The organism is Psychrobacter sp. AOP5-GZ1-6, assembly GCF_052376345.1.
Classification (GTDB): domain Bacteria; phylum Pseudomonadota; class Gammaproteobacteria; order Pseudomonadales; family Moraxellaceae; genus Psychrobacter.
Map to the genome: position 1 here is coordinate 1 of NZ_JBQSVP010000111.1, position 10,645 is coordinate 10,645.

General features: G+C 39.1%; 9 protein-coding genes. All 9 read right to left on the reverse strand.

All coding sequences use genetic code 11. The features are described from left to right. Positions 1-68 precede the first annotated feature (68 nt). Positions 69-1,340 (reverse strand): type VI immunity family protein, encoded by a 1,272-nt coding sequence (locus ACT3RN_RS12130; protein WP_192519572.1) that lies wholly within the window; start codon positions 1,338-1,340, stop codon positions 69-71. Between the two features lie 17 nt (positions 1,341-1,357). Next, positions 1,358-2,254, reverse strand: coding sequence for a VRR-NUC domain-containing protein (locus tag ACT3RN_RS12135; protein ID WP_192519571.1), 897 nt, complete (start codon positions 2,252-2,254; stop codon positions 1,358-1,360). After that, complete coding sequence (locus ACT3RN_RS12140) at positions 2,251-5,238, reverse strand: DUF2345 domain-containing protein (protein ID WP_192992276.1); 2,988 nt, start codon at positions 5,236-5,238, stop codon at positions 2,251-2,253. The genes ACT3RN_RS12135 and ACT3RN_RS12140 overlap by 4 nt, the downstream gene beginning before the upstream one ends. An 87-nt stretch (positions 5,239-5,325) precedes the next feature. Continuing rightward, positions 5,326-5,784, reverse strand: coding sequence for an IS630 family transposase (locus tag ACT3RN_RS12145; RefSeq protein WP_318779554.1), 459 nt, complete (start codon positions 5,782-5,784; stop codon positions 5,326-5,328). 34 nt (positions 5,785-5,818) lie between these two features. Further along, entirely contained in the window at positions 5,819-6,172 is a 354-nt protein-coding gene (locus ACT3RN_RS12150) for an IS630 transposase-related protein (protein ID WP_192520530.1), read from the reverse strand. 182 nt (positions 6,173-6,354) lie between these two features. Beyond that, the gene (locus ACT3RN_RS12155) at positions 6,355-6,705 is read right to left on the reverse strand and encodes a hypothetical protein (RefSeq protein ID WP_192520529.1); all 351 of its coding nucleotides are present in this window, start codon (positions 6,703-6,705) and stop codon (positions 6,355-6,357) included. Between the two features lie 368 nt (positions 6,706-7,073). Continuing rightward, positions 7,074-8,897 (reverse strand): hypothetical protein, encoded by a 1,824-nt coding sequence (locus ACT3RN_RS12160; RefSeq protein ID WP_087816361.1) that lies wholly within the window; start codon positions 8,895-8,897, stop codon positions 7,074-7,076. An 81-nt stretch (positions 8,898-8,978) separates the two neighbouring features. Continuing rightward, entirely contained in the window at positions 8,979-9,410 is a 432-nt protein-coding gene (locus ACT3RN_RS12165) for a molybdopterin-dependent oxidoreductase (protein ID WP_444518685.1), read from the reverse strand. A 93-nt stretch (positions 9,411-9,503) separates the two neighbouring features. Beyond that, positions 9,504-10,196, reverse strand: a complete 693-nt coding sequence (locus ACT3RN_RS12170) for a TetR family transcriptional regulator (protein ID WP_192520485.1) — start codon at positions 10,194-10,196, stop codon at positions 9,504-9,506. Between the last annotated feature and the right edge of the window lie 449 nt (positions 10,197-10,645).

Here is a 10,645-nt window from a genome sequence, read left to right on the forward strand (position 1 = left end):
ACTTAAATATAGATTGTGACTAATAGCTATTTTTGATTAAAATTTATATTGGTACATAAGACCTAATATTAGAGTTTTTCAAACAAAGTCCATACTATGGAAATTTTTTCCTCAATATGACCATGCTGATCCATTTTAATAAAATAGGGTGCTCTATCGCCTTTCAATAAAATTACATACTGTCGAAGGTCTTCAGCTCTTTCATAAGGTTCCGCGAAATATACTGGATGATCTCTAACGTGGTCATACTCTTCTTCATAGCGATAACGACCGTCAACCTCACAAGTTTGCATAGATGTTAGCTCTACTAATTTGATTAGCGGTTGACGCAAAAGTTTATCATCTACATATTGCGGTAGTTTGCGCCATAATCTAGGATTATCAAAACGCCTTATCCACAAATCAGTGAAATGTTCATTGAAGCTTTGATAACCGATACCCTCATCATAACCATTACCCAACGAATCATAATTACCATTACGCATAGGACGGGTAAGTGCATTAATTTTTAAATAACTATCAGGGATTTTTTCATCTGCTGGTAGTAACTGTGGCATATCGCCAGCGATTAATAATGTTCCATTAGAATAATCTCTATAAGTGATTTTTTGTTCTTTTATTTGAGTCTTAAAAATATCAATTCCACCGACCCGCTCTGTAAGCTCATGGCTAATGTAAGTCCACCAATCAATACTTCTAATACCATGATTTAGAGTCATGATATCGCCAAGATCATAAACATTAAGACCAAGGAAACAGTGAGTCTGATCAAGCATGTCAATACCTACTCTACCATTATCATAACCATAGGCGGGACTCCACCCCATAGTGGCATAATAAGGATTTAAGCGGCTAATGCAGTCGTTAAAAAGATTAATGATTGCTTTATGAATGACTGTATCGTAAAACTCTTTTCTATGAATACGGAAAAGTAATCTACTTGGCGTTTGAGTCTCCCAACCCCGTGCAGTAAGACAAGATAGCTTGTAATCAAAAACTTCGTCTAATTCTTTATGGCTGCCACTGGCAACGAACCATTCGATACTGTCGTCAACATGCGCGTTGTTATCTAAAGTTTGCTGAAAGCTTGGTAGTTTATCAATTGGTTTTTGTGTCCAAGATTTAGGATCAAAGCCCCATTCAATATTGTCACCGAACAAATCCATATAATGCTCAATACAAGCTTTTAGTTGTTGTCTTACTTCCTTAGTATGCCCATCCCAGAATAAAAAACAGGCCTCTAAATGAACAGATAAAACAGTCAGACCGTTATCTCCAAGGCTTTCATCAAAATATTCAAACTCGTCTTTATATTTTTCAATTTCTTGTAACGTTTTCATAATTTATCCTTTTATTTTTATTGCGTGGCTACTTTAAAAATTAGTACACCTGCTACAATTTCAGGTGCTAAAAAGATACCTACAGCAACTGTGGCGACAACCACACCACCAATAATAATATTAGTAATTACAGGATTATCGACGTAATCTGAGATAGGTTGAGTTGAAGGACTAATGGTTCCATGTATTATAGGAGTTTCATGTTTTACAGATACTTGAACCCATGGATTAGCCAAATAAGTGTATTGTTTTGCTTGTGCATCATACTGCTTTACTCTTCTAGAACCACAGCTACAATCTGTATCTCTCAATCTTTTAAACTTTTTATTTGAACCTGCAATTCTTCTATAAGCTATGATTTGCTCAGTCGACAACACATCATTGCCAAACTTAATTTCAACAACTGTCGCTATATTGTCTCGTACAGGTATTAACTTTTGAAAGTTACCTGTACCTGTCATCCGTAGTTTAATTAATTCTGCGTCTGTAATCTTTAAAACGATACAGTCAGGTATCCTTAATCGACCAATTGCACTATCTTCTAAATTCTTTTTAGCAAATAAACCCATTTTAGACGCTCTTCCAAGTGGAAAACGGCTAGGGCGCATTTCTTCACCCTTTTTAGGACTCATAATAGGCACAGGGGGATTTTTAGTCATAACATAGCCAACCTCAGCTTTATATTTCCAAACTAAGTGATTAGCCTCTTCCTCTTTCCATATAGCAAGTGTACAAGCTCGTTGTTTGAGTTTAGCACCAGCTTTACTAACACGTGGAAAGCTTTCAGCAAGACAAATATGAGCGCATAAATAACTGCGTTCTGTGCTCAATGGTAGTGTCAAGATCTGACTTTCTGCAATGAGTTTAGTTGAGGTTTTTCCTTGACCAGTAGCAGGTTTTGAGGTTTTACTCATATATTTAAATCCGTGTAATATTCTTCGCAAGCTTGATGATACTGATCTGAGTATCCTATATCATCGAGTACATGTATTGTTAATTCCTTAGAGCCGTAAGTGGTAATAGTTTGAGTCTTACCTTCTTCATCGGTTGATCCATGAAACTTTGTGCCATTATTTAATTCAATGATGTATCTATGATTTTTTATAAGCCCTCCATTAACATCTTTTAGAACAAAATATTCTTCGTGATGTTTGGGCATTGATGGTAATTTCGATTTAACTCTAGCCCCACTCACCAGCGCCTTCTTCACCGCCTTCACCGTAATCTCACCAGGCGCAACCAGCTTGACCCCACTCTCATCAATAGTGATCGACGCTCCAGCGCTGGTTTGTAGCTTAATGCGCTTGGGACTGGAGATATTCACTTGACCCGATTCACTACCGATTATCATATCAAGTTGGCTGTGCAGTTGCAGCTCACCGCCTTGGGCTTGAATGGCGAGTGGTTCTCTATTGGCACTGATATGCAGTCCTGAAAGAGTGGCCTGTCCTGCCACCCCTGACAGTGACTCTATGGTATCAGCAGATAGCGTATAGTTGCCTGCCACCACATCCGACTGGGTAGCGCCTGATTGCCGCATGATAGTTTTCGCTGTCCACAGCGTATTACTCGCTGAGGCAAGAATACTGTCTTTACTCACTAACATTACATCCGATGCGCCGAGTACTTCAGCGCCCAGCGTCTCATCCATGACTTGAGCCGTTGTTTTTAATCCTGCGATTATATCTCTAGCGTTTTGTATGGCTTGTGTCGATTGCAAGTGCGCTTGTTTGGCCTCAGAGAAGGTTTCACTCAAATCAGCCCCTAATCCTAGTTGCCGTTGTCCTGCGTCATTCACCCATGCTGACTCATGATCTAATTGCGTATGTATGATACCAAAGGTGGAGAACAGCACCCCTTGATTGCCCGTGATCTGCAAGCTATTGTCACTGGCTACTCGAAAGCCATGACCGCTAATGCTAGATTGATGGTTGCTATAGCGGTGACGTAGTACGCCAATCTCTAGCACATGCTGATTGGGGGCGAAGGTTGCCTTGTCTGTGCTGATAGGTGTCATAGAATTAGCGCGTGCTTGGCTATTGACACTCCACTGCGTCCCAATCTGATTGGGCGTATCATCAAACAATAGGCTCACCTCAGAGCTAGTGGTCAGGCCATACTGAGCGATACCTGTAACCCAGCCGCTATGGCTATCATCGTCTTTGATCTGGGAGTGACCTAGTCCATCTCCATGCCATCTAGGGGAACTGCCGCCTTGTAAGTTATGTCGGTTTGGTAACCCAGCATCACGAGTGGTGATGTCATCAGTATCGCTATCACCCATGCCGATACCGTCATAGAGGGCGCGACTGATAACAGGACTGTCGATGTCGCCATACCAATGAGTGAGCAGGACGGATTGACCGTCTCTTGGAGCAAACTGCCAGCCGTGAGTAGCCCCTGATGATAGTTGTAGTGAACGTAGGGGTGGAGTGATGTTGTTAGCGCTGCTACTATTATCAACAGCTGCCCATACAGGGGTGGTTACCGTTTGTTGTAAGCTATCTTCGGTAACAGTAGCGGCATAGCTTGGAGCGATAGAGGTACTTCTATTACCCGTACGCGCTTGGGTGAATCCGCTATAGGTATGACTGGCAAAGGATGCATCGCTCGGATAAGGGCAGTAGGCAATGGACGCATCAAGTAGCTGAGCACTCACCCATACTCCTGTATTGCGGGCTATTTCATAGGCGTAGTTGGGTATGCTATTTAAGGTTAGGATAGAGAGCGATTGTGCAGCTATAGAGCCTCGGTTATTTTGATTATAGTGACTTTGTTTGCTTGTGCGTTCAAGCCAGTTTTTTATCATGGTTTGGTGTTGATAGGCGACGCTGTCACTGTCAGGCTCTATACCGATTATCAGCATCGATAAGCAATGGGTGTCGATGCTCTGAATATTAGGGATGTTGTTGATAGCCACAGGTGCGCCAACATGCATACCACGTAGCGAGCCTGTGACGGTGTAGCTGCTGCGATGAGAGGCGTTGGCAGCGACCCACAGTTTCGCTAATCGGGTGGCGTCACTATCACTGCTGACTCTAGAAGGCGCTGCAATCAGTACTGCACTATCCTCTATAGCTAAAGTAGAGTCATCATCGGCCGCTCCCTCATAGATAGTGTCAGCTGCTAAGCCATCAGCGCGGACGGTTACGGTGCGAGTACCTCGCTGTGTAACCATCGGTTGCAGCTCATCGACGGTGTCTTGACCTGAGACAATAGCGTCTTGATCATAGCGGTAGGTTAAGGGCTTCGTGCTTAGGTTGCGACTGTCCTCTTCATCGTTATTTTTTGCGCTTAGATCATTAGTCAGTAACCAATAGCCTAGATCGTCAGTTGAGTCACCTGATATCCATAAAGTGGATATGCCAATATCAGCGAGCATTCCCACAATAAACTCCCAGTTATTAATATCAGACTGGGTACGCAGGTTAAGCGGTTGTTGCAATGGCTGAAAGGACTGTTCAGATGATAGTAGAGTCTCAGAGAGTTGCCAATTGAAATTATAGTTTGCTAGGACGTCAGTGATGATATCAAGAGTGGACTGTCCTGTGTAGCTGCGAGTGGTAATAGATTGAGTAAGCAGCCATTCAGGGGTGACTACTCCTAAACTATAAAAGTGCAATGCGTCATCTGAGTGCTCATAATTAATACTTTGAATAATGCCTGTGCGATGATTAGGAATACGGCTAGCAGATAGGGTTGTTAGGCATATTGAGCTGTCAAGCAAAGTTGAACAGGCGTTGGCATCTAGAAAGTGATAACTAAATATGAGTATTTCAGCGCAGCAGGTTTTGTTAATAGCACTTTGCCAGCGAAAGGCTATAGGATAAAGATCGAAAGGAGCCAGTAATTCTGTATCAATACTAAGCTGATGCAATCGAGCGGTTTGTGATGGCATAGAGGAAATCTCAGAACTGATTGATTTTAGAATGATGAATAGATTAGTGTTTCTTGTTATGACATTATGGAGTTTATTAAAATATAGTCAGTCTATAATAAAAGAGATACAGCCCATATTATGAAACAGTTTAAGTAGATTATTTTCCATCCATCCTTGTCGTAGAGACTTAGCTTGTGCCCACTTCTTTTCAATGGGATTTAAATCAGGACTGTAGGGTGGTAACCAAAGAATACGATGGCCATGCCTATTGAGTAGTTTTTGAATACGTTTACTTTTATGAAAGCGGGCATTATCCATAATAATCACGCACTTTGTTTTAAGGCTTGGGATAAGCGTGAACTTGCACCAGTCGTAAAATACGTGACCATTAATGTTTGTCTCAAAGTAATCAAGCGCAAACAGCACCTTTTCATAGAGAGCACCAATGACGTTTGTTCGCTTTTTTGCTTGCCAGTTGTAGCGATCAATGCAGGGTTTGCCGATCGGTGAATAGCCATAAGGACGAATCGTTTCAGCCTCAAAACCACTTTCGTCCATATACACAATAGGATAGCCTTGCTGTTTGAAGCTATCAAGCTTAGCCTGATATTTCGCTCTTTTTATCAGACACGATTTTGGGTGTTCTAAGCTCTTTTTTTTGACTAATACCGAGGCGCTTTAGGGCAATCTCAATACCCGATTTGCTGCATCCTAGACGCTGTGCTCGCTCGTACATGTAATCGTCTGGATATTGAGCAACGTCTTTGAGAAGAGCTTCATTCGGTATTTTACTTGGTGGCTTATCCCTATTTTGCTTGATATTTGGGTTTTTTAGCCAACGCTGTAATGCGGTTTTGCTAATGTTATAGAAAGTACAAGCTTGACGAATACTCATGCCTTGTTCTTTAACACTTTTGATAACTTGCGCTCGAAAGTCTGCTGAATAGGTCATGTATTCTTCTGCCGTATCATTTATTTTAAAAACATTGTATCTTATTTATAGAAGACTGACTATATTATAAACTAATGTTAATAATACTTTATTAGCTTCTTATTATTTATGTTTATAGGTAGACTAAACTTTACTATTTTTCTAACTGCAAAAAGTCCAGTTATTTAAAAAATTAGTTGAATCTAGATATTGTCTTTAAGATATTTCTGTTTCTCATCACATAAACTTAGACCAACTTCTATAGCTGCATTAAGATCAGCATCTTTTTTGATGCTATATGGCACGTTTGAACTCATACCACTTAGTTTTAGAGAATCGACGGCTGCTTGGTTGAGCGGTATACCAATATAAGACTCATCTGTGAAACCTTTTGGCATAAAATACACTTCACTACCAAAAGTTGGATTATATCCACAAGAAATTTCGCCATAAGTTACAGTGAAAGGATAAGGTGTAGCATGCTCAAAAGACCATAAAATTTCATTTACATTAACAAAACCTGTACCATAATATTCATCATATACTGAAGGCACGGGAGTACAAGTAACTATGGGCTATGGGCTATGGGCTATGGGCATAAGCTAAATATTGGCTTAAACATAGTACATTACTAACTTTATTATTATTAACAAAACCTTATCAAAATTGATCATCGTTTTAGCTTTAATAAATAATAGTGATTATCTATTAAAGCTAACGTATTATAAGTTGATAATACTCTAAAGTTTTTTATTCTCTCAACAAAACATGGTTTGTATACCTCTATCATAAAACAGACCTCTTGCAAAAGTACCAGTTCATTGACTTTCACTGATGGATTTACGAGGGCTAGCGATGACTTATGCAAGAGGTCTAATAAAAAATTATTTTTTTAGCTATTAGAATTTTGGGATATATCTGATTACTCATTGATATTATTTATTCCATTTAGTATCCAATTAATTTTTTTACCTTCTTCGACCAAACCATTCTTCCTTTTTTTGCTATGCTTAAATAATGCCATATTGCCATTAAAAGAATCAACATAACTCTCAGATAGTGAACCTTCCATTTGTGCAACAATTATAAGTATGGACAATAGACCATTCTCGTTCTCAGGCCTTAAAAAATAAGCCTCATCGGTAACTTTAATGACTATTCCACTCATCCCTTTCTTTTCTTTATCAGGTCTTGCATCACTATCTATAATGTAGTAAATCTCATTATCTATTAATACTCTAATTACCAGAACTTCATATGGATACTTAGTAGGATTAAGTAACTTATGACTCAAAGCCATAGTCGTGAAATCATCCTCATTGTTAAATCCTGTGCCAAAAGTAAACCATTCGGCTCGAACCCTACCATTTACCTTTTCACGAAGCTCTTTAGCATGAGTCCATAATTTGTCAAGACGTGCTCTGGACTTACCAGTATCAGTACTAGGTGCGAATGCAATTTCTAACCATCCTATATCACCCCTATTATTTGCTATATCTCCGACAGCAAACTCGTTTGCTTCGGGCGGATAGATAGCTTGCATATTACCCCTATCGTTTCTATCAGATTGCTGCCTATAGTTTTCTAATATCCATCTTTCTCCTAAAATCTCTAAGCACTCTTTAACTACTGCTACCTCTAAATTATTAACATGATAGTCAGGGTTTAGATCTATATCTTCTACGTTTTCTCTTTTAGTCAGAGGTTGATAATATCCATCTAATGTTTCTTCTAAATCAGCTAAATCGCTAAGTTTATTTTTAAATGAAGGTGATAGCATAACTCTTATGACGTTCTGATCGTCTAAAAAGTTAGGTTCTGACATACCTGTTATCTGTATGCATAAGAGTGTTCTAGCATCTAATCTCATAACCCTACATTTAGCTTGGATTGGATCTGTATGCCAGGGTTCTACTGGTAGATCGATTTTTTCACTACCATATTCGTTCATTCGTTGTTGATGGACATTAGACACTAAGTCTTTTACGGTCGTCTTAGCATAAGCATTTGTTTTCAAAAAATGTAATAGTAATGCATCACGTTTTACAAATCGGCTTGGCAAATATACTGAGTTTTCAACATCCTTATTGTTTTTATCTAAAAGACATCTTCCTATGACTGTCCTTTTTCCTTGTAACTCAGGAAAATTTTCATTACCCCAAGTTGAGGTGAGTAGTACACGTTTTATCTCCGTTGAATACCCATAGTTTGCGTTAAAGAATATTAGAGGGTGAATAAGCAAAGTTTGAATCTCACCCGATTGATCTTCAAAATCTGTTGAAATGATAGATAGGTTACTATTGGTAAGTAGTCCTGAATAATTTTGAACAATTCTGTCTCTTAGCTTTCCAACGTCCAAACCTTCTGGCTGATACTTTGTATTTTCATTATTAAGTGTTAATTCCATTTCTGGAAAATAATACCTTGATATACAAATGCCATTACGCCAAATAGAGCCTATTGGCATTTTTAGTATATAGTTGAATGGTAATTCAAGGACGCTTTGATATTCTCTTCCGCTTTCATTAGCCAAGCTTATGTTTAAAAAAGCAATTTTTATTAAAAGTTGTGAATTATCTCGACTATCCTTTTTTTTAAGATAGCCGTAGTAGGTCACCACGTAATCATCATTATATTTAAAAGCTTCACGGCCTTTGAATTCATTGTACCTTTCTATATATTTTCTAATTCCGATTGATGTTTTATAAGGTATTATAGGATTGTCTTCAAACTTTGAATAAATCATTAAGCATTGTCCATGTGACATTTATTAAGGAAATATAACATACATTTGTTGCTATTAATTGAAGAGTCTAATATATGACATCTATTGGGTAAATTTGACATTTATTAGGAGAAGTGACAGTAACTGTTTGATGGTCAGCATTCCACCCATATTGTGTACGTTAGGGTTACCTAGATAAACACCCAACGCATTTTGACCATATTTTTGCTGGATAGATTGAATACCTGCAGCAACTTTATCCAATGCTTCTGGCCAACTAATAGGTTTCCAACCGTCTGCCGTTCTCTCTACAGGCTGCCGCAAACGGTCAGGATCTTCATGCAAATCTTGCAAGGCAGTAGCTTTCGGACAAATATAGCCTTGCGAAAACGGGTCGTTTTTATCCCCTTTAATCGACAAGACTTTTTCGCCATCATGTTTTATCTCGACACCGCACATCGCTTCGCACAAGGTACAGGTTCTAAAATGTAGTTGTTCATTGACTGTGTTTGATGTAGCTACTGTTGTAGTCATAATCACGCTTCCTTTTGTGTTTTACTGACTCTGGTTTTACGATGACTGTTGTTACTTATCTTCATTCCTTGTCATCACTAAATGTTCTCACTACTAACTGCGCCTGCCTCCTTGTAAAAAATGGGCGAACAGCGCATCAAAGCTTGCTTTCAACGCGGCAATTGCCTGTGGTCTGGAATAGCGCTGCTGATGACAGCCTAGTATTAACTCGTGTACCTGTGCGCTTGCGATATCGACACAAAGATTGACCTCGGTACGCTCAAAAGAACGACCAGATAACTGCAAGCCTTGAATAAATATTTCTGCCCACTCCTCTTGTATGTCGGTGACCAAATTCCCTAGTCCGTTTTTTAACGCTGATGGGCTTTTTATACTGGCCTCTAGCCGCGGGCGGTCTTCTAGTAAGTGCTGAAACAATGCAATGTTTTGGAACGCAGAATCAAAAATCATCATCAAACAGCGCTCACACTGTTGATTAAAGTGATCTGTGTTTAATACATCATAGTTTTTGAGCATGTCTATCCATGCCAAACGCATAGGTGATAAATAGCTGTCTTTTAGCTGAGCGCTCAACTCGTTCTGTAGGGCATCAAGACTGTCAAAATGATTGTAAAAACTAGGCTGGGCAATGCCAGCGCCTTTGGCAATTTTATTCATACTCATGCCCTGAGCACCTTCTGAGCTGTATAGCCGTAGCGCGCTTTTTAGCAATGCCCGTCGCGTTTTGGCTTTGGCCAGATCGCGTTTGGACACTATCGGTGCGGTTAAATGTGCAGTAGCATTCACAACAAACATATCCTTATCTAAGGTGAACATACATCAGCCGCTTATCTTTAAGGTGAGTACATCCAAAAATATTTACGATACTGAAAATATTATAGTGGACTGACTGTATTGGGCGATATCTCAACTATAAGGTTATAGTTATTATCCTGATAAGTCTATAGCCAAAATCGTGGCAATCTTTTTAGATTGGTTATCACCCTGCATCATCCATAGAACAAGCGCTTAGAAAAATCAGCAGAAATTATTATCGAGAGGTTATTAGATAAAAAGAGAGATAGCAGCTGCATATTGTCTAAAAATAATTGCTACCAGTAGAGCATTTGAATGTTCAACAGATCCTAGTATTTTACGAAGCACTAGACTGATAACAGTTACTAACTACCATTCAAACTTAGGGATTTTTGACATAACCATGGTACAAGTAACATAGCCATTTCATTAATTGTAAT

What these genes read in the sequence shown, in the direction of transcription:
- ACT3RN_RS12150 (WP_192520530.1), bottom strand. Translation starts at nt 6,172, where the DNA reads ATGACCTATTCAGCAGACTTTCGAGCGCAAGTTATCAAAAGTGTTAAA.
- ACT3RN_RS12160 (WP_087816361.1), bottom strand. Translation starts at nt 8,897, where the DNA reads ATGATTTATTCAAAGTTTGAAGACAATCCTATAATACCTTATAAAACA.
- ACT3RN_RS12135 (WP_192519571.1), bottom strand. Translation starts at nt 2,254, where the DNA reads ATGAGTAAAACCTCAAAACCTGCTACTGGTCAAGGAAAAACCTCAACT.
- ACT3RN_RS12130 (WP_192519572.1), bottom strand. Translation starts at nt 1,340, where the DNA reads ATGAAAACGTTACAAGAAATTGAAAAATATAAAGACGAGTTTGAATAT.
- ACT3RN_RS12140 (WP_192992276.1), bottom strand. Translation starts at nt 5,238, where the DNA reads ATGCCATCACAAACCGCTCGATTGCATCAGCTTAGTATTGATACAGAA.
- ACT3RN_RS12165 (WP_444518685.1), bottom strand. Translation starts at nt 9,410, where the DNA reads ATGACTACAACAGTAGCTACATCAAACACAGTCAATGAACAACTACAT.